The organism is Methanofollis tationis, assembly GCF_013377755.1.
Classification (GTDB): Archaea; Halobacteriota; Methanomicrobia; order Methanomicrobiales; family Methanofollaceae; genus Methanofollis; species Methanofollis tationis.
Genome location: NZ_JABXWR010000001.1, coordinates 1,219,098 through 1,237,945, shown reverse-complemented (window position 1 = coordinate 1,237,945; position 18,848 = coordinate 1,219,098). Strand labels below are relative to the sequence as shown.

The following is an 18,848-nucleotide window of genomic DNA, read 5'->3' as shown; positions in this document are numbered from 1 at the left end:
GTGCCGCCTGGATCCCTCTCCCGGCCTCCTGCACACCAGCTCCGGGTAGGTGTATTTATGCTTTTTGGCAGGGGGCGGCGGGCTCCCTGAAGACCCCTCTCACTCCTCGTCGCCGCAAAAGGCGCTGAGAAACGCCTGGCGGCTCCGCGGGGCCTCGTCCTTCTCCGCCGGTGCGGTCTTCCCGCCGCCCTTTCCCTGGACCTGGGCGAGGACCGAGGCGGCCGTCCGCTCCCCGAGCACGGGGACGAGCGCCCCGATACCGGCGGCCCTGATCTCTTCGGGTGTGGTCAGGCCGGCGTTGAAGAGGCGGCGAGCGCGGACCCGGCCGATGCCGCGGAGTTTGATGAGCGGGAGGAGCTCCTTTTTGATCCCGTGCTTCACCCTGATCTCCAGGTCGGCGATCGGTTGCGCGAACGGCCGTTTGAAGAGGGAGGCCAGGCGGGAGGCGGCGTGGATCAGCCAGACCGCCGTCTCGACCTTGTTGTGGATGTCGCCGGGGCCGACGTTGAAGCGCTCGCAGATCATCGCCTCGGTCACCTCCTCCGACCAGTTCAGGAGGAGCATCGCCGTCTTGACGCTGCAGAAGAAGGCCTGCATCTCGTCGTCGCCATAGGGCAGCCCGGTCCAGAGTTCGTCGATGTGCTCGTCGATGAAGCGGTAGACGACCTCGTAGTCGTCCTTGCGCAGGTAGAGGGTGAGCATGTCCGGCGTTCTGGCGAGGGTCTCGAGCAGCCCGAGGTCGGCGAAGTCCGGGGCCTTTGCGAGGGCGTCGACGATCGTCTCGGCGCTCCGCGGGTCGATATAGAGCCTGGAGACCAGGGTCCCGTACTCGGTCGCCTCAAGCCGGTCGCCGAGGGCCGTGACCATCTCCTTATCGCAGAGCCAGTCGATCACCCGCTCGATCGTCTCGTGGATCGTGGACCGGCGCCCCTGGTGCTCGTAGGCGTAGAAGGTCCGGTCCATGAAGGCGAGCACATCCGGGCGGGAGCGGGAGAACCCGGTGGCGATGAGGGAGAGGACGTGGGAGCGCAGGGCGTTCTCCGCATTGCACTGCGAGGCGATCTCCTCGGGCGGGGCGTCGATATAATTTTCAAACAGGTCGTTTGCGCCATCGGCGCTCTTCGCGATGAGCACCGCCTCGCCGTACGGGTCGAGGTGCGGTCGGCCGGCCCGCCCGGCCATCTGCTTGTACTCCCCCACCGGGATCGGGGCCATCCCGCCGTCGCCGAAGCGGAGGTAGTCGCGGATCACCACCCTTCGCGCCGGGAGGTTGAGGCCGGCGGCGAGGGTCGGCGTGGAGGAGATCACCCGGATCGACCCTTTTCTAAACCCCTCCTCGACGATATGGCGCTCTGCCGAGGAGAGGCCGGCGTGGTGGAAGGCCGCCCCGTTCCTGACGCAGAGGGCGAGGGTGCGGCCGAGATCGGTCTGGGCTTCGTGCTCGATCGCCGCCGCCGCCGTATCGAGGGCGGGCTCGGAGAGTTTGAGCCCCCCGGCCGCCCGCTTCGCAAACGCCTCGGCGTTCCGCCGGGAGGAGACGAAGACCAGGCACTGCCCGCCCTCGGCGACGGTGTCCAGCACCAGGTTGAGGTCGTCGTAGCGGGACTTCCCGGCCACGGTGCGGTCCTCCCGCTCGGCAAAATGGATCGCACCCTCGAAATAGACGCCCTCCCGCAGGTCCACCGGGCGCCACTCGCTCGTGACGAGTGCTGCGTTCAGCCACCCGGCAAGGGCGCCGGGGTTGCCCACCGTCGCCGAGAGGGCGATCACCTGCATGCCGGGGTTTTTCATCAGGAGTTTGGCGATCACCATCTCCAGGGTCGCCCCGCGGTCGGGCGAGCCTATCAGGTGGCACTCGTCCACGACGAGAAGCGTGATCTCCGAGAGCCAGGGGGCGCCGTTTCGCAGGAGCGAATCGACTTTCTCCGAGGTGGCGACGACGATATCGTTTCTCCCCAGGTAGGCGTCGGGCCGGTCGAGGTCGCCGGTCGCCACCCCGACCTTTGCCCCCTTTCCCGAGAAGTCCTCGAACTTCTCGGATGCAAGGGCCCTGAGCGGGACGATGTACAGGCACTTCCCGCCGTCGGCGATATGGCGGTGCATCACCATCTCGGCGACGATCGTCTTGCCGCTCGCCGTCGGGATGGCGCAGAGGAGGTTTTTGCCCTCGAAGATCCCGGCCGCCACGCAGGCCTCCTGGGGCGGGTAGAGGTTTTCGATCCCACGCTCCGCATAGCGCGTTTTAAGGGTTTGTGGGAGGGGAAGGTCAGCTACCTTCATATGAACCCCTTTGTTTCCACTCGAAAATCCGGCTAGCACCCATAAATCTCTCAAAATATAGTTTTTAGTGGATATCCTGTTCCACCGGAAACGGTGCGGCGCACGCCCTAGTAGTAGTAGTCCAGGATATTTTTTTCCTTCTCTTCGCGCCGCTTCTTCTCCAGGAAGGAGAATACTGCCTCGTGAGGAACGCCGTTGATCAGCATGTCGATGGCGGTGCGGGCGTTCTTGAGCTGATCAGGCAGCCCGATCATCGCCACGGTCTTGCCCTGCACCGAGAGCTCGATCCCGGCCATGTTCTCGATCTGCTCGCGCGCCCGTCCGGCCTTGCCGATGATCCGCCCGCGGAGGCGCTCCTGCTGCTGCGGCGAGGGCTCGATCCCGGAGAGGTCGATCACGTCCAGGACCAGGTCGTCATCCTCAAGGAGGATGAAGGCCCGTTCCGGCGAGAACCCCCGGCCGATTGCGGTGACGACCTCTGCCGCCCGCAGCGCTCCCACCGGGTCCTCGCCCTCGACCTTCACCAGCCCTTCCTCGCTGTCGATGGTGATGGCGGCGCCGGTCTTCTCTTCGAGTTTCCTCTTGGTAAGCCCGCCTTTTCCGATGAGGGAGCCCACTCTGTTTGTCCCGATCCTGATTTCCTGTATCATCTCTCTTCACCGATCCCTATCCCCGAGCCGTTTGATCGCCCCGCCGGTTACCTCGCGCATCAGCGCCTCCTCGTCCTCGACCTCGCAGAGGGCGGAGAAAAACCGGTTGACGTTCCTGATATCCCTGATCAGAAAGGTGCCGGCGTTCGGGTGATCGCGGGTGACCGCCTGGCCCATATCGATGATATAGGGTTTGTCCTGCCAGAGTATATTGTATTCACTCAGGTCACCGTGGACGAGCCGCGCCTCCTGGTAGAGACGTTTGATCTCGTCGACCACCGCACGGTAGGCCGTCGCCGGGTCGGAAAGGCCCACCGAGCGGATCTGCGGGGCAGGGACGTCGCCTTCCCCGATGAACTCCATGATCAGGATGTTCCGCTCGAAGGCATAGGGTTCGGGGACCGGGACGCCGGCCTCCCGGGCGCGCCTGAGGTTTGCGAACTCCTTTTTCGTCCAGGTGAAGACGATCTCCTTGCGGCTCCGGCGCACCGAGGCGAAGCGCGGATCGCCGAGGATGTACTCGGCCATCGCCTTGAAGTTGGCGTTGCGTATCCGGTAGATCTTGATCGCCACCGGCGCACCCTCGCGCTCCCCGATAAAGACGTTCGCCTCTTTTCCGGTGGAGATCGAGCCGCCGACAGCCGATATCTTCTTCCGGTGGACAAGGCGGTACAGGGCGAGGAGGGTCTCCTCGTCGAAGACCTCCCCGCGCACCTTGCGGGTGTTCTCGTCTTTGATCCGGATGCCCATCTCCTCGAGCTTCCGGTCGAAATCCTTACCTTCCCTGTCCTTTGCCATGATCGTCCTCACGCCACGGCGTCGTGCACGCCGGCGAGCATCTCGACGAGATAGTCTGCGGTCATCTTCTTCAGGTCGAGGGGGTGCACCTGGCCGGCGCCGTAGGCGGCCTCGACGGCCTCGTACGAGGTGAAGGCGAGGTCGCCGCCGAACTTCTCTGGCCGGCTGAGGTTCACCGTCTCGAAGCGGGGGAAGATGTGGTACTTCAGCACCTGGAGCACCGGGTTCTCCTCGATTTCAGGCGGGCAGAAGGCCTTCTTCATCTTCGCCCTGATATCGTCCTCGGAATCGGCGACCGAGATCAGGTTGCCCGCCGACGAGGACATCTTCTTCCCGTCCAGGCCGTTGAGGATCGGGGTGTGGATGCAGACCGGGGAGGGGTAGCCCATCGCCGGGAGGTGCTCGCGGGCGAGCATGTGGATCTTCCTCTGGTCGATCCCGCCGACGGCGGCGTCGACGCCGAGCATGGCGATATCGGCCATCTGCATGATCGGGTAGACCATCTGCGAGACGGCCGGGTGGTCCATTCCCCGTCCGACCTCGTCCATCGAACGCTTCGCCCGGTTCACGGTCACCTCCTGCGAGAGCTGCAGGACGAGGAGTTCATAGTCCGGGTGGAGCTGGAGGTCGGTGCCCATCACGTATTTTGCGCCCTTGAGGCCGAGCGCCTCGAAGCAGCGGCGGTTGTACTCGGCGGTCTCCCTGACCTCGTCGAGGGTGCCCTTGTGGTTTAAGAAGGCGTGGAGGTCGGCAAGCAGGACGGTCACCTCGAACCCGGCCTTCTGCAGGTCCATGAGTTTGTTCACGGTCACCAGGTGGCCGAGATGGATCTCTCCTGAGGGCTCGTAGCCCGCATAGACCGATCTGGCGGGCTGGTCGAGGAGAGCCCGCAGCTCCTCGTCGGTGACGATCTCTACCGTGTTGCGCGTGGCAAGGGAGTATGGATCCATAAAAGAGAGTTGGGTGGCGGTCAGGATTAATCCTTCTTAGAGGGCGGTAAATCCGAGCGCCCGGTTCGTCATCTCGATCGATACGGCGGCCTCGTCGACGACGTTCATCATCGCCCTGATCGCATCCACGTTCTCGACGACGACGTCTGCCTCCTGGTGGATCGCCTGGAAGAGGAAGAGCTCCCGGCCGACCAGGCCGATCGAGTCGGCGAAGATGGCGCTCTCGTAGAGGTCGGCGCGCGGCCGCCCGAGGTCCTGGGCGTACTCCCGGAGTTCGGCGGTGCTCGTGATCCCGGTGCTGGCCCGCACCAGCCCCATTCTCGGGTGTTTCTCGATGATCGCCAGGATCTCCTCCTTCGTGGCGTCGGACTTCAGGTCCATCTGGAGGGCGTGCATGTGCATGAAGGTCGTCGGGACGATCATCGCCATCGTGGTGATGTCGATCTGCGGCAGGACGGTCTGGACGTCAGGGCCGTGGTGGCTCGGCACCTTCACCGGGTTGAGGACGATCGCATCGACCGGCCCCTTCTTGATCTCGCCGGGGTCGGAGCCGCGGCGGACCATCGTCGCCCGCACCCGCCCGACGCCGTAGCGCTCGTCCATCGCCTGGATGATCCGGCACAGCCCGGTGGTGTTGCAGGAGACGACCCTGACGAACTGCCGGTTCTTTGCCTCGTTGTAGTTGCAGGACGAGCAGAACGAGAACCCGGCGACCTCGTGGTCCTCGCCGCCCTGCCAGATCGCCTTCACGCCGTAGAGTTCGTAGAGTTTCTTGTTCTTCTCCCCGATACCGCCGGGCGTGGCGTCCACCACCACGTCGGCGTGCTTGATCATATCGGTGACGTCGCCGGCGATCTCGAGGCCGGCGTCCTCGAAGGCCTGGCGTTTGCTCATCTCGGCGATGTAGAGCGGGTAGCCGCGTTGCCTGGCGACGTAGGCCTCGGCGCTCGGCTTGGTCTTGGAGACGCCGACAACTTCCATATCAGGCTGAGCAGCGACCGCATCGGCGACACGCTTGCCGATGGTGCCGTATCCGTTGATTGCTACCTTGATCATGCAGAGCTTCAGTAAGAACAGAAATAGATAAAGGTTCCTGACGGTGAGGTCTATATTCCCTGCCGTCCATCCCCTGATGACGATGCAGACTCCCCCGCGGCATGGAAACAACTTCGACATCATCCGCCTTGCAGCGGCCCTGGTGATCGTGGTCTCCCATGCGTATGTCCTGCAGATCGGCTACGCCGCGATGCCGGCCACGGCCCCCCTCCTCCTGGTCGGCTACGCCGCCCTTGCCGCCCTCTTTACGATCAGCGGCCATTTGATCCCGTTGAGCTGGCTCGCTCAGCCCGACGCCTCCCGGTTCTTCTGGAAACGCTCTCTCCGGGTGCTTCCCGGCCTGGTCGGCGCCGTCCTCTTCACCCTCTTTCTCATCGGCCCGCTCACCACCACCTTCTCCCCTGAAGGATATTTCTCCGCCCTGTTCTCAGGGGCGGTCGCCACCCTCCCCTTCTTCGAGGACGGTTCGACGCTCGGGCTCTTCGTCGCAAACCCGGTCTCGTTCGTGAACGCATCCCTCTGGACGATCCCGGTGGAGTGCACGATGTACGTCCTGGTGGTCGTCCTCGGCCTCCTCGGGGTGCTCAGGAAAAAATCCGCCCTCCTGGTCCTGATCGCCGCCAACCTCATCCTCTGGCTCGCCGTGTACCACGACCCCGCCCTCTCGAAGGTGCGCTTTGCCCTCTACTTCCTGATCGGGGCGTACCTCTCGATCCACCACCCGCACCTCCGCTACGACGGCATGACCGCCTTCTTCCTCGCCCTGGCCCTGGTCGCCGCCGCCGGCACGCCTCTCTGCTCGTTCCTCGCCCTGGTCGCCATCCCGTACATCGTCCTCTGGTTCGCCGGTCTCCCGGTGCCGGCCCTCAACCGTTTCGGGACGCACGGGGACTTCAGCTACGGGGTGTACATCTACGCCTACCCGGTCCAGCAGACGATCGTCCTCTTCCTCGGGCCCTCTCTGCCCCTCTGGACTTTCTGCCTCCTCTCGATCGGGATCACCTTCCCCTTCGCCTATCTCTCCTGGAACCTCATCGAGAAGCGGGCGCTCGGGCTCAAGCAGGTGGATCTCAAATCGGTGCGATCGGCGCTTCTCTCCCCGGACTGAGGGCGTATATCGAGTCTATAGCGTCTCAATAGTATATATCGGCGGGAATATTTTTTAAGGAGGATGCCGTGATCCTACCGTGATGATCGGGCCGGAGGATGCACACGCCGTGCATGACGGGAAGGAGGGGTGCGATCTCCTGGACCTCGACGCTCCAGGGCTCTATATCAACCGGGAACTCTCCTGGCTCTCGTTCAACCGCCGGGTGCTCGAGGAGGCGCAGGACCCCGCCCACCCCCTCCTCGAGCGGCTGAAGTTCCTCGCCATCTGCGGGAGCAACCTCGACGAGTTCTTCATGGCCCGGGTCTCCGGGCTTTTGCGGCAGGTCGAGGAGGGGGCCCTCGAGACCCCGCCCGACGGGATGACGCCGGGGGAGCAGCTCGCCGCCATCCGCACCGCCGTCCGCTCCCTCTACCCGGCCTATGCGCACTGCTGGGAGGACGACCTCCTCCCGGCCCTGGGGGCCGCCGGGATCGCGATCGCCCGGGTGGCCGATCTCGACCCCTCTCTGCGGGCGGCCCTGCGGGAGACCTTCGAGACCTCCATCCTCCCCACCCTCACCCCGATGGCCTTCGACGCCGCCCGACCTTTCCCCTTCATCTCGAGCCTGGCCCTCTCCCTCGCGGTCGTCGTCAGGGACGGCGACGGCTCCTCCCGCTTCGCCAGGGTGAAGGTGCCGGTCGGGCTCTTCGGCCGGTTCTCCCCGGTGGACGCCCGCTCCTTCGTCCTCCTCGAGGATCTGGTGGCGGCGAACCTCGACCTCCTCTTTCCCGGGATGGCGATCGCCGGGGCCTGGGCCTTCAGGGTGACGCGCGACGCCGAGATCGAGGTTCAGATCGAGGAGGGCTCAGACCTCCTCACCGCCGTCGAGGAGGGCGTCGCCCACCGCCGCACGGCCGACGCCGTCCGCCTGGAGGTCGCCGCCGATATGCCTTCCGATCTCGTCTCCTTCCTTGCCGGGCACATCGGGCTCCTCCCCGAACAGGTCTATGGCTCCCCGGCCCCGCTCGCCCTCTCCGACCTCTGGAGCCTCCACGCCCTCGACCGCCCCGACCTCAGGGACGCCCCCTTCCTGCCGGCCGTCCCGCCCCTCCTCGACCCCCCGGAGGCGGCGGCCGAACGGCTGCGCCGGGAAGACCTCCTCCTCTACCACCCCTACGACAGCTTCGCCGCCTTCGTCAGGTTCCTCTCCCACGCCGCAGACGACCCGGCGGTGCTGGCGATCAAGATCACCCTCTACCGGATCGGGGCGGACTCGCCGGTGCTCGACGCCCTTCTCGCCGCCCGGAAGAACGGCAAACAGGTGACGGTCCTCGTCGAACTGAAGGCGAAGTTCGACGAGACCGAGAACATCTCCTGGGCCCGGACCCTGGAGCGGGCCGGGGTCCACGTCGTCCTGGGCCACCCGCGCCTGAAGGTGCACGCGAAGGTCTGCCTGATCGTGATGCGCCACGACAGCGGGATCCTGCGGATCGTCCATCTCGGCTCGGGCAACTACAACCCGGTGACGACCCGCATCTACGGCGACCTCTCGTATATGACGGCCGATCCCGCGATCGCCGAGGACGTGGGCCACCTCTTCAACGCCCTCACCGGCTACGCCCGGCCGCCCGGCTACAAACGGCTCCTGGTCGCCCCCGACCACCTCAGGAACGGGATCGTCGCCCGGATCAACCGGGAGATCGAGCGGCACCAGACGCACGGCGACGGCTCTATCGCCTGGAAGATGAACGGCCTCCTGGACGGGGACGTGATCAGGGCGCTCTACCGCGCCTCCCGCGCCGGCGTGCAGGTGGACCTGCAGGTGCGGGGGCTCTGCGCCCTGCGTCCCGGCGTCCCCGGCGTCTCGGAGAATATCCGCGTCCTCTCGATCGTCGGGCGGTTCCTGGAGCACGCCCGGATCTATTACTTCCACAACGGCGGCGAGCCCGAGGTGCTCCTGGGCAGCGCCGACATGATGCCCAGGAACCTGAACCGGCGGGTCGAGGTGCTCTTCCCGGTGCCCGACCCGGCGATCGCCCTGGAGGTGAAGCGGATCTTCGATATCCATTTCGCGGACACGGTGAAGGGGCGGTGGCTCTGCCCCGACGGGACCTATCTCCGCGCCCGGCCAGAAGGCGAGACCGAACCCCTCTCCTCGCAGGACTGGCTGATCACGAACAGGGGGGTCTGGCATGGCAGGACCTGACCCCGGCTACTGCCTCTTCGGCTCGGGGGTCCTGGGGAAATACGCCGAACACCTTGCCGCCGAGGCCGAGGGCGTCCGCACCGCCGCCGATATCGAGCACATCCACCGGATGCGGGTCGCTTCCAGGCGGCTGCGGGCGGCCCTCCCGATCTTTGCCGAATGTTTCGGGAAGGCGACGTACCGGCGCTGGCGGCGGGAGATCAGGGAGGTGACCCGCGCTCTGGGGGCGGCGCGGGACGCCGACGTCCAGATCGAGTTTCTGCGCTCGTACCTGGAGAGCCTTCCGCCCGCCGCCACCCCATTCTCTACGGAAGGCGCTCCCGCACTCGCCCAGCCGCCGCACGGGCGCCTCGTCCCCGGCGCCATGGTGCGGATGCACCGGCCGTCCCCCCCGCCCCTCCGCACCGGCGTCGAGTGCCTCCTCCTGCGGCTCTCGCAGAGGCGGGCGGCCCTCCAGCCGGCCGTGGCGGCGGCGATGGACGACCTCGAGGCGGCCGGGACGGTCGGCGAGATCGCGGCGGCCTGCCGGGAGGGGATGGCGGGCACCGGCGTCCATTCAGCCTATGCCTTCGAGCAGGCGTTCATCCACATCTCCCTCTGCCTGGACGACCTCTTCTCGCACGCCGCCTCCGTCGCCGACCCGGCGGCAAAGGAAGAGCACCACGCGATGCGGATCGCCGCAAAGCGCCTCCGCTATACGATGGAGACCTTCGCCCCCCTCTACCCGGGGGAGTTGAAGAGCGAGATCGCCGCCCTCAAAAAACTGCAGGACTATCTCGGCGACATCCACGACTGCGACGTCTGGGCGGCGTTCCTCCCCGTCTTTCTGGAGGAGGAGCGGGAGCGGTGCCGCACCTATTTCGGGCACGACGGGGTGATGGCCGCAATCGAGCCCGGCATCCTCCACCTTGGAGAGGAGCGGGTGGCGCGGCGCCGGGCGCTCTTCGACGATTTCGCCGTCTACTGGGCTGAACTCGGGAAGAGCGGCTCCTGGCGGGGGATCTGCGGCCCGGTGAAGATCGCCCTGATCGGCGACGTCCACGCCAACCTCCCGGCTCTCCAGGCGGTGCTCAGGGACGCCCACGAGCGCGGGGCGATCGCCGTCCTGGACGCCGGGGACGCCGTCGGCTACGGCCCGTTCCCGGAGGAGACCGTCGAGCACCTCCGCAGGCAGCGGGTGCTCTCGGTGATCGGCAACTACGACCGGCAGGTGCTCGCCTCCCGCGGGAAGAAGAAGGGCCTCCCGAAGGACCCGGAGAAACGGCTCGCCGTTCTCTGGGCGTACGAGCACCTCTCGAAGGAGGGGCGCTCCTCCCTCGCCTCCCTGCCCGAGCACCGCCGCCTCGCCCCGGGCGGCCGGCGCATCCTCCTCTGCCACGGCAGTCCGGATGCGATCGACGAGTACCTCGACGGCGACACCCCGGCCTCCCGCCTGGCAGAGATCGCCCGGACCGCCGGGGCGGACATCGTCGTCTCGGGCCATGCCCACCGCCCCTCGGCGCGGGAGGTCGGCGGGGTCTGGTTCGTGAACACCGGGAGCGTGGGCCGCCCTGACGACGGCGACCCGCGGGCGTGCTACGCCCTCCTCCAGACCGAGCCCTTCTCGGTCTGCCACCTCCGGGTGCCCTACGACGTCGACCGCACGGTCGCCGCCGTCCTCGAGGGGGGCCTCCCGCCCTCGTTCGCCCGGATCTTTCTGGAGGGGCGGTCCCTCGACGCCCTGGACCGCGGGGAGGTCTCGGTCTCCTGCACGGTCGAGGAGGACGATGAAGAGGGATGAGGTCGCCGCCTTCGCGGCCCGGTACGATCCCGACCCGCCCCATTCCCGCCAGGTGGAGCGTTTATCTCTGCTCCTCTTCGACGCCCTCGCCCCCCTGCACGCCCTGGGCGAGGGGGCGCGGGCGGTCCTCTCCTCCGCCGCCCTCCTCCACGACATCGGGTGGGTCGGCGGGGTGCAGGGGCACCATAAACGCTCCTGCCAGATGGTCATGGAGGACACCGCCCTCCCCTTCGGCAGAGAGGAGCGCACCCTCGTCGCCCTGGTCGCCCGGTACCACCGCCGCGCCCTGCCCGCGAGAAAGCACCCCCTCTTTGCCGCTCTCTCCCCGGAGGACCGGGCGAGGGTCTCCGCCCTCGCGGCGATCCTCAGGGTCGCCGACGGCCTCGACGTCGGCCACGCGGGCGCCGTCGCCGACCTCGCCTGCACCGTCGGGGAGGAGGCGGTGACGGTCGCCCTGACCCCCTGCGGACCCGTGGACGCCGAGGTGCGGGCGGCTGAGAAGAAGGGCGACCTCTTCAGGGCGATCTACCGGAGAGACCTGGTGGTCCGCCCCCGCGAACAAAATGAGCAGGTATAACTCCGGCGCACGCGCAACGTCCCGTGAATAAGCACCGGGAGAGGTTCATGGACGCCGGAGACGTTTTTGCTGGTTTTAAGACTCTATTTCAGGGCGTCCAGATCCTTTTCGTCGCATTCGGTGCGCTCGTCCTCGTCCCCCTCCTTACGGGGCTGGACCCGGGCGTCGCCCTCTGTACCGCCGGCATCGGGACGCTGATCTTCCAGGCGGTGACCGGGATGAAGGTGCCGGTCTTTCTCGCCTCCTCGTTCGCCTTCGTCCCGGCGATCACCTGCGGCGTTGCGGCATGGGGCGTGCCCGGCACCCTCTGCGGCCTCGCCGCCTCGGGTCTGCTCTACGTGGCCCTGAGTTTTGTCGTCAGGGTGTTCGGCAGCGGGGTCGTCACCAGGCTCTTCCCGCCGGTCGTGGTCGGCCCGGTGATCTGCGTCATCGGCCTCTCCCTCGCCCCGAGTGCGGTGGGCATGGCGCTCGGGCGGTCAGGCGGGCTGCAGGTCGTCCCGGCAGAGACGGCCCTGTTCATCGCCGGGATCTACCTCTCCACCCTCTTTCCGGCGGCCCTCTCCTAAGACCTCTTTGCGATCTGCACCCTGGCCCTGGTCTTTTGCCTCCTCCTCTCGGGCTCGTACGCCCTTTTCGAGCGCCTCACCGCCGCCTTTGCCCTCGCCCTCTTCGCCGGGATCGTCTACACCCTCGTCGCCGTCCCGCTCCCGTTCGGGGAGGTGGCGGCCGGGTTCGTCCCGGCGATCCACGACCACCTCCTCCCGGAGACGATGGCCCTGATGGGCGCGGTCGGCTCGGGCCTCAACCTCCTCCTCTACTCGGTCTGGCTCCACAGAAAAGTCGGCGACCGCCACGGCGAGGCGTATTTTAAGGCGCACATGCAGAGCATCAACCTCGACCTCGTCCTCGCCTTCGTGCTGATCGGGCTTGCGGCCTTCGGGTTCTTCGCCCTGGGCAGCGCCGCGGCGGCGGTGCCCGACGCCGTCAGCGAGGATCTCCTGGAAAGCCTCGCCCCGGTCCTCGAAGGCGTGCCCTTCGCGATGGTCGTCTTCCTGGTCACCGGCTACTTCACCCTCTTCGGCGGGATCGCCGCCGGGATACAGGGCCGGGCCGGGGCGATCACCTCGATCCTCCGCTCCACCGTCCTGACCGGTCTTTCCGAGAAGACGGTCTACCGCGGTATCGTCCTCGTCTTTGCGGCGCTGATCCTCATCGCCACCCGCATCGACGACCCGGCGGCGGTGATCAGGGCGGTCTCGTCCGCCTCCTCGATCATGTTCGGCGTGATGGGGTTCCTCCTGATCTACGTGGACGGCAGGCTTCCGGCCTATGCCCGCGGTTCGAACCTCTGGCTCGTCGTGATGGCGGCCGGGAGCCTGCTCTTTCTGCTCGTGGCCCTGCTGCGGGAGGAGACGATCCTCGAATACGGCATCCCCCTCATGGAGCGGATCGCCGTGGTGACGCTCGTCATCTATCTTGTCGCCCAGTCGAAGACGATGCGGGACGTGATCCGGTGGCGCGCCACCCTCACCGACCGGGTGTGGCTCGTCGTGATCTTCGGCATGCTCTCGGTCTACGGCACCTTCCGGGGGATCGATGCCGGCGGCTACCTCGTCAACTTCCGCGACCTCGGGCCGCTGATCGCCGGTCTCCTGGGCGGGCCCCTGGTCGGGGCGTGCGCCGGGGCGATCGGCGGCTTCTACCGCTACGGCCTGGGCGGGTGGACGGCCCTCCCGTGCTCGCTGGCCCCGATCGCCGCCGGGATCATCGCCGGGTATGCCTCGCGGCGGTGGAAGGGGCGGCCGACCTACCTCAGGATGGTCGCTCTCTCGATCGTCGTGGAGGTCGTCCATATCGTGGTCCTCGTCCCGCTCCTGACGCAGGCGCCGCCCGACGTGCTGATCGCCACCGTCAGGACGACCCTTCTCCCGATGATCGTGACGAACTCCTGCGGGCTGATGCTCTTCCTGTACGTGATGCGGGAGCAGGGGCTCGCCGGAGAGGACGACTGAGGGCGCGTTATATCCGGGAGGCCGTCGAGGGGATCGCGTATGAGCGGTGACCTGAAAGCGGCCCTCATCGAGAGGTGCAGGGCGATGGAGATCCCCCTCGTCGGGGTGGCCGATGTGCGGCGGTGGGAGCACCCGCCGTTTTTACCCTGGATGCCGGAAGCCTTCTTCCCGCAGTCGATCGTCCCCGGCGCCCGGTCGGTGATCGTGATCGGGCTGCCCATCCACCTGCCGGTGATCGAGACGACGCCGTCGATCTGGTACCACGAGCTCTACCGGACGGTGAACACCCTCCTGGACGGCTACACCTACCGGATCGCCGAGTTCCTCAACGAAGAGGGCTACCCCTCGGTTTCTGTGCCGCGGGACGGCTACGGCGGGATCGACGTCCTCCTCGACCGCCCGGTCGCCTTCTTCTCCCACCGCCACGCCGCCCTCCTCGCCGGGCTCGGGACCTTCGGGGTGAACAACATGCTCCTGACCCGGAAATACGGCCCGCGGGTCCGCTTCGGCTCGGTGATCACCACCGCCGCGATCCCGCCCGATCCCCTGATCGAGGAGGACCTCTGCACCCGGTGCATGGCCTGCGTGCAGGGGTGCCCGGTCCGGGCCCTGGGCGGGGAGGATTATCCGGCCGGGCTGACCGACAAGCGCGCCTGCGCCGAGAACAGCGCCCGCCTGAGCAAACGCTCCCTCTCGCCGTGCGGGATCTGCGTGAAGGTCTGCCCGGTCGGGGAGGATATCGACCTCTACGGCAGACGGGACGCCGCCGCCCTGGAGCGGGCGGCCGGGCACGTGCGGTCGTACGGGTCGCGGTGAAGGGCTGTTTTTAGACGCGGGCACGGGGTGCGCCGGCGGTCATCCCGGCCCCCTTCGCTAATGCTAAATTCTCTCAAACCAAACTATCATGGGTTCAAAAAACCAGCAGAGCGCAGATTTACCATGCCGAAGGCTGACGCACGACCGTTTCTCAAGTGGGCAGGCGGAAAGACCCAGCTCCTCGACGCCTTCACCGAACGGATCCCGGAGGGACTGGCCGACGGTGAAATCACCACCTTCGTGGAGCCGTTTGTCGGCGGGGGTGCGGTGTTTTTTCACTTCAATACCCTCTTCCCCTTTGAGAAATGCCATATCTTCGACGTCAACGAGGAGCTGGTGCTCGCCTACAGCGTCGTCAAGAGGGACGTGGACGCCCTCATCGAGGACCTCTCCGGCATCACCGAAGCGTTCCTGGCGAAAGACGACGAGGGGCGGCGGGATTATTTTTATGCCGTCCGCACCGAGTTCAACCGGACGAAACAGGATATCACCTTCAAACGCTACGGGAAGGCGTGGATCTCACGGGCGGCCCGGCTGATCTTCCTGAATCGGACCTGCTACAACGGCCTCTTCCGGGTGAACTCCCGGGGGGCGTTCAACGCCCCCTTCGGGCGCTACAAAAACCCGCGGATCGTGTACCCGGAGGTGCTGCGGGCCTGCGCCGCGGCGCTGGAGAACACGGAGGTCCATCACGGCGACTTCGAGCGGTCGTTCCGGTACATCAATAAAAAATCCTTCGTCTACTTCGACCCGCCCTATCGGCCCCTGAGCGCCACCGCCTCGTTCACCGGGTATGCGAGGGGCGGGTTCGACGACGCCGGGCAGGAGAGGCTCGCCGCATTTTTCGCACGGTGCGACCGGCGGGGGGCGAAGGCGATGCTGAGCAACTCGGACCCGAAAAATATCGACCCGGAGGACGATTTCTTCGACCGCCTCTACGCGAAGTTCACGATCGAGCGGGTGCCTGCACGGCGGATGATCAACTCGGACGCGAGGGGGCGGGGGGAGATCACCGAGATCGTCGTCACGAACTATCCGGGCAGGTGAAGGGCTCCTTTTTTCCCGGGTAAGGTCTGCCGGCGCGCAGGCCCTCGCCATGCCACTATGCGCCGCCTGTTTCTTCTTTCGACCTCGATATGCGCCATGAAGCCCTCCACGGCCGTTCAGCCCCCGCCGCCGCAGACACATTCACCCCGCCCCGTCAAAAGAAGCGCATAAATACAATGATTTTTCTCTTTCACCCTCCGTTGCTTTCATTTATGCCGGTTCCCGCCGATCAATCTCTTGATGCGGGCCGCCCGCTGCGGCGGTTTCGCACCGGAGAAAAAAACCATGAGAGAGAACCATGCAGAACCCCCGGCCACGGAGCGGGGATGGGTTGAGAAGGAGAGAGGCGGCAGCCCCCGGACCGAATCGTGCGCCAACACATGTTCAGGGAGGACCGCCGGAAGGAGAGCGATGAACACCGCGGAGCCGGTGCCCCTGTACCTGGTGCCGATCGCGATCGCCGGGGAGATCCGCCGCTTCGGCGGCGTGATCTCCGAGATATATGTCCGCCGGACCGGGCGGCACTGCTATGCGATCGCCGTGGTGACGCGGGAGGGGGCATGAACGCCACCCTCCGCCTGGGCTCGGACGATGCCCTGTATCTGCTCATCGGGTCGATGCGCTACCGGATTGCCGCCGAGGACCTGCGGGCCCTCCTCTTCTATGGCCGGGCCGTCCCGGTGACCGGGGAGGGGACGGCGATCGCCGGGCACGCGGCGGTGAGCCCGGGCGGCCGGGCGGTGCGGGTGTTCACGGTCAGGGGCCCCTTCATCGTGCCCCTGGTGAGTTTCCGCCGGGTCGTCACCGGGGAGGCGGCCTCGGCGCCGCTGTTTCCGCTCGTGCCCGGGGGGTTCCTGTGATCAGGCAGGCCCTCGCCGCCCTGTTTCCCGCGGGCGGCGTCGTGGAGGTCAGGGCGCTCGCGGACCGGTTCACGCACTCGGGCTACTTCGACGATCTGGCGAAGTGCGCCGAGGCCGCCGAGGCCCTGGACGCCGACCCCGAGGTGCGGGGGATCTACGTCACCCTCAATGAAGTGAACCCGGCCCTGCTCGCCCGGCGGGCGAACCGGGTGAAGATGCGGCTGACCAGGAGCGATCCCACCACGGCCGACGCCGACATCGTGCGCCGGCGCTGGCTGCCCGTCGACCTCGACCCGGTGCGGCCGAGCGGGGTGTCGTCCACCGGGGCGGAGCACGAGGCGGCGCTCGCGAAGGCCGACGAGATCGCCCTCTGGCTCGCGGAGCAGGGCTTCCCCGCGCCGATCCGGGCCGACTCGGGGAACGGGGCGCACCTGCTCTACCGGATCGACCTCCCGAATGATGCGACGGCCCTGGTGAAGGGCGTGCTCGCCACCCTGGACGCCCTGTTCTCGGACGAGACCGTGACGGTCGACACCGCCAACTCGAACGCCGCCCGGATCTGGAAACTCTACGGCACCGTCTCCCGGAAAGGGGACCACACGCCGGAGCGGCCGCACCGGCGATCAGCGATGCTCCCGGCGCCCGGAGAGGTGAAGACGGTGCCGGTCGATCTCCTCGGCCGGATCGCCGCCCTCCTCCCGGCCGAGGCCCCGGCGCCCTCGAAGGGGGCCGGGACCGACCTTGCGGCATGGCTCCGTGAGCACGGGATCGGCGTGCGGAGCAGTAAACCCTGGCAGGGCGGCACCCTCTATGTGCTGGAGGACTGCCCGTTCTCCGCCGCCCATCACGACGGCGCCTTTGCGATCCAGTTCCCCTCGGGAGCGGTCTACGCCGGGTGCCACCACGCCTCCTGCGGCGGCGGGGTGCAGCGGTGGCCCGAGCTGCGGGCGCGGCACGAGAAGAAGAAGGAGGCGCCGCCCACGCCTCCCCCCCCGCCCCCGGCGCCGGCATTCAGGGAGAAAGCCCTCGCCATTCTCAGGGACGGCGATCCCCTCGCCTTCCTCCTGGACACCTTCAATCGGGAGCACGTGGGCGACCGCACCGTCGCCGAGTGCCTGGCGATCTCGGTCGCCTCGCAGTCGGTGGAGAACACGAACGGGCTGCACGTCGCCATCTCGGGCAACTCGGGGAAGGGGAAGAGCCACGCCTGCACGGCGATGATCAACCTCCTCCCGGAGACGGCCAGGCTCACGGGCACCGTCTCGAACAAGGCGCTCTACTACCACGACAGCCTGCAGCCCGGCACCGTCCTCCTCTTCGACGACGTCTCCCTCTCCGACGACCTGCAGGAGGTCCTCAAGTCTGCGACGGCGAACTTCAGGGAGCCGATCGAGCACCGCACCGTCACCGCCGACCGCAAACTCCAGGTCTGCCGGATCCCGGAACGCTGCGTCTGGTGGCTCGCGAAGGTCGAGGACCCGGGCGACGACCAGGTGATGAACCGGATGCTCACCGTCTGGATCGACGATTCGAGAGAGCAGGACGAGCGGGTGCTCCAGCACATGAAGGAGGCGGAGGCGGTCGGGCCGTCGATGGGGGAGGACGAGGACGTGCTCACCGCCCGGGCGCTCTGGGAGGCGGTCAGGGAAGAGGTCCTGCCGGTCCGCATCCCGTTTGCGAGGGCCATCCACTTCTCGGCGGCGCAGAACCGCCGGAACCCCGGCATGCTCTTCGACCTGATCAAGGCCCGCGCCCGCCTCTTCTTCCTGCAGCGGGAGCGCGACGGGGAGGGCCGGGTGCTCGCGTCCCCGGAGGATTTCGCCGCGGCGGCCCGGCTCTATGGCAGCCTGAACGGGACGGCCGGCGGGCAGGAGACGAAGCTGACGAAGAACGAGGCGGCGGCGCTGGAGACGGTGGCGGCGATGGGCCTCCGGGTGTTTACGATCAGGCAGGTGCAGGAGGCGCTCGGTGTGACCTACCAGCAGGCCTACAGGGTGCTGCAGGGGCACGAGAGGAGGGGACGGACCTACGCCGGGCTGCTGGAGAAGTGTCCGGCGGTGAGCGTGGTCAGGACGACGGTGAGCGAGGGCGACTGCGGGGTTCCGGTGAAACGGCACGAGCTGCACTTCCTCTTCGATCCGGTGCGCTACCGGCAGTGGACGGCAAATACCGGGGTCTGGCTGGACGACGATCCTGATGACGACACTTTCGACGGTTTTCGACGGGTTATCACCTCCGGTCGAAAAGAGCGGGAGGGGCGTGATGATGCCGGATCAGGAATTGCAGACGGATCAGATGATCAATGTACGTACATAACTACCTCTTTTCACCATTCTGAAGAAGCACAGAGAACGGGTGGCGAGGGCGGAGGTATGGGTGCGGGTGCCTGTGGTTCACGGTCTGGTGAAAGTAGTTTTTCAAAACGGCGGAGCGATGGCGAAACGTCGATGTGCGCAAGGGATGGGCCCGGATCCGTTTCCGACGCCGGTCGAAAGGTGTCGAAGGGAGGTGAAAAGGTGAAACTGCGGTCAGGTGTGCTGCCCCTCCCCGGCGTGCTGGACCACACGGAGTTTGCGCGGGTGAAGACCGATCTTGGCCGGTGCTGCGTGTGTAATGAGGGGCGGGCGGTGTACCGGTCGGGGGACGGGCGGGTGCTGTTGTGCGAGAGGTGTTATGCGCGGGTGGTGAGGGCGTGGAATGAGGGGAGGGGGGTGGGGTGATCCACT

Annotated in this window: 16 protein-coding genes; 11 read left to right on the top strand and 5 right to left on the bottom strand. The window is 66.9% G+C overall.

Annotated features, from left to right (window positions below):
- Positions 1-99: 99 nt before the first annotated feature.
- The 5 genes from HWN36_RS06440 to HWN36_RS06420 form a co-directional block, all read right to left on the bottom strand.
- Positions 100-2,280 carry an ATP-dependent DNA helicase gene (locus HWN36_RS06440; RefSeq protein ID WP_176788598.1) on the bottom strand — a complete coding sequence of 727 codons (2,181 nt, stop codon included), beginning with the start codon at positions 2,278-2,280 and terminating at the stop codon, positions 100-102.
- A gap of 107 nt (positions 2,281-2,387) precedes the next feature.
- Positions 2,388-2,930, bottom strand: a complete 543-nt coding sequence (locus HWN36_RS06435; RefSeq protein ID WP_176788597.1) for a KH domain-containing protein — start codon at positions 2,928-2,930, stop codon at positions 2,388-2,390.
- A 6-nt stretch (positions 2,931-2,936) separates the two neighbouring features.
- A complete protein-coding gene (locus HWN36_RS06430) occupies positions 2,937-3,728 on the bottom strand; it encodes a serine protein kinase RIO (RefSeq protein ID WP_176788596.1) in 792 nt (263 codons plus the stop codon).
- Between the two features lie 8 nt (positions 3,729-3,736).
- Positions 3,737-4,678, bottom strand: a complete 942-nt coding sequence (locus tag HWN36_RS06425) for a tyrosine--tRNA ligase (protein ID WP_176788595.1) — start codon at positions 4,676-4,678, stop codon at positions 3,737-3,739.
- A gap of 36 nt (positions 4,679-4,714) precedes the next feature.
- The gene (locus tag HWN36_RS06420) at positions 4,715-5,734 is read right to left on the bottom strand and encodes a type II glyceraldehyde-3-phosphate dehydrogenase (protein ID WP_176788594.1); all 1,020 of its coding nucleotides are present in this window, start codon (positions 5,732-5,734) and stop codon (positions 4,715-4,717) included.
- A gap of 76 nt (positions 5,735-5,810) precedes the next feature.
- On the opposite strand from HWN36_RS06420, the gene HWN36_RS06415 reads away from it, so the two are divergent.
- The 11 genes from HWN36_RS06415 to HWN36_RS06365 all read left to right on the top strand — a co-directional run bounded on the left by HWN36_RS06415 (position 5,811) and on the right by HWN36_RS06365 (position 18,842).
- A complete protein-coding gene (locus HWN36_RS06415; protein ID WP_218133205.1) occupies positions 5,811-6,842 on the top strand; it encodes an acyltransferase family protein in 1,032 nt (343 codons plus the stop codon).
- 82 nt (positions 6,843-6,924) lie between these two features.
- A complete protein-coding gene (gene ppk1, locus HWN36_RS06410) occupies positions 6,925-9,030 on the top strand; it encodes a polyphosphate kinase 1 (protein ID WP_176788592.1) in 2,106 nt (701 codons plus the stop codon).
- Complete coding sequence (locus tag HWN36_RS06405; protein WP_176788591.1) at positions 9,017-10,810, top strand: CHAD domain-containing protein; 1,794 nt, start codon at positions 9,017-9,019, stop codon at positions 10,808-10,810. Before ppk1 ends, HWN36_RS06405 begins: the two co-directional genes overlap by 14 nt.
- The gene (locus HWN36_RS06400; protein WP_176788590.1) at positions 10,797-11,387 is read left to right on the top strand and encodes an HD domain-containing protein; all 591 of its coding nucleotides are present in this window, start codon (positions 10,797-10,799) and stop codon (positions 11,385-11,387) included. Before HWN36_RS06405 ends, HWN36_RS06400 begins: the two co-directional genes overlap by 14 nt.
- Before the next feature lie 47 nt (positions 11,388-11,434).
- The gene (locus HWN36_RS06395) at positions 11,435-11,953 is read left to right on the top strand and encodes a solute carrier family 23 protein (RefSeq protein WP_176788589.1); all 519 of its coding nucleotides are present in this window, start codon (positions 11,435-11,437) and stop codon (positions 11,951-11,953) included.
- Positions 11,954-12,106: 153 nt separating this feature from the next.
- The gene (locus HWN36_RS12270) at positions 12,107-13,399 is read left to right on the top strand and encodes a LytS/YhcK type 5TM receptor domain-containing protein (protein ID WP_176788588.1); all 1,293 of its coding nucleotides are present in this window, start codon (positions 12,107-12,109) and stop codon (positions 13,397-13,399) included.
- A gap of 39 nt (positions 13,400-13,438) precedes the next feature.
- A complete protein-coding gene (locus tag HWN36_RS06385) occupies positions 13,439-14,215 on the top strand; it encodes a 4Fe-4S binding protein (RefSeq protein ID WP_176788587.1) in 777 nt (258 codons plus the stop codon).
- 123 nt (positions 14,216-14,338) lie between these two features.
- The gene (locus HWN36_RS06380) at positions 14,339-15,262 is read left to right on the top strand and encodes a DNA adenine methylase (protein WP_176788586.1); all 924 of its coding nucleotides are present in this window, start codon (positions 14,339-14,341) and stop codon (positions 15,260-15,262) included.
- A gap of 285 nt (positions 15,263-15,547) precedes the next feature.
- A complete protein-coding gene (locus HWN36_RS06375) occupies positions 15,548-15,826 on the top strand; it encodes a hypothetical protein (RefSeq protein WP_176787291.1) in 279 nt (92 codons plus the stop codon).
- Entirely contained in the window at positions 15,823-16,122 is a 300-nt protein-coding gene (locus HWN36_RS06370; protein WP_176788585.1) for a hypothetical protein, read from the top strand. The genes HWN36_RS06375 and HWN36_RS06370 overlap by 4 nt, the downstream gene beginning before the upstream one ends.
- On the top strand, positions 16,119-18,842 hold the full coding sequence (locus tag HWN36_RS06365; protein WP_176788584.1) for a hypothetical protein: 2,724 nt from the start codon (positions 16,119-16,121) through the stop codon (positions 18,840-18,842). Before HWN36_RS06370 ends, HWN36_RS06365 begins: the two co-directional genes overlap by 4 nt.
- Positions 18,843-18,848 lie beyond the last annotated feature (6 nt).

Bases quoted from the DNA above. Each gene is read 5' to 3' on its own strand.
- HWN36_RS06440 (WP_176788598.1), bottom strand. From the start codon at position 2,280: ATGAAGGTAGCTGACCTTCCCCTCCCACAAACCCTTAAAACGCGCTAT.
- HWN36_RS06435 (WP_176788597.1), bottom strand. From the start codon at position 2,930: ATGATACAGGAAATCAGGATCGGGACAAACAGAGTGGGCTCCCTCATC.
- HWN36_RS06430 (WP_176788596.1), bottom strand. From the start codon at position 3,728: ATGGCAAAGGACAGGGAAGGTAAGGATTTCGACCGGAAGCTCGAGGAG.
- HWN36_RS06425 (WP_176788595.1), bottom strand. From the start codon at position 4,678: ATGGATCCATACTCCCTTGCCACGCGCAACACGGTAGAGATCGTCACC.
- HWN36_RS06420 (WP_176788594.1), bottom strand. From the start codon at position 5,734: ATGATCAAGGTAGCAATCAACGGATACGGCACCATCGGCAAGCGTGTC.
- HWN36_RS06415 (WP_218133205.1), top strand. From the start codon at position 5,811: ATGACGATGCAGACTCCCCCGCGGCATGGAAACAACTTCGACATCATC.
- ppk1 (WP_176788592.1), top strand. From the start codon at position 6,925: ATGATCGGGCCGGAGGATGCACACGCCGTGCATGACGGGAAGGAGGGG.
- HWN36_RS06405 (WP_176788591.1), top strand. From the start codon at position 9,017: ATGGCAGGACCTGACCCCGGCTACTGCCTCTTCGGCTCGGGGGTCCTG.
- HWN36_RS06400 (WP_176788590.1), top strand. From the start codon at position 10,797: ATGAAGAGGGATGAGGTCGCCGCCTTCGCGGCCCGGTACGATCCCGAC.
- HWN36_RS06395 (WP_176788589.1), top strand. From the start codon at position 11,435: ATGGACGCCGGAGACGTTTTTGCTGGTTTTAAGACTCTATTTCAGGGC.
- HWN36_RS06385 (WP_176788587.1), top strand. From the start codon at position 13,439: ATGAGCGGTGACCTGAAAGCGGCCCTCATCGAGAGGTGCAGGGCGATG.
- HWN36_RS06380 (WP_176788586.1), top strand. From the start codon at position 14,339: ATGCCGAAGGCTGACGCACGACCGTTTCTCAAGTGGGCAGGCGGAAAG.
- HWN36_RS06375 (WP_176787291.1), top strand. From the start codon at position 15,548: ATGAGAGAGAACCATGCAGAACCCCCGGCCACGGAGCGGGGATGGGTT.
- HWN36_RS06370 (WP_176788585.1), top strand. From the start codon at position 15,823: ATGAACGCCACCCTCCGCCTGGGCTCGGACGATGCCCTGTATCTGCTC.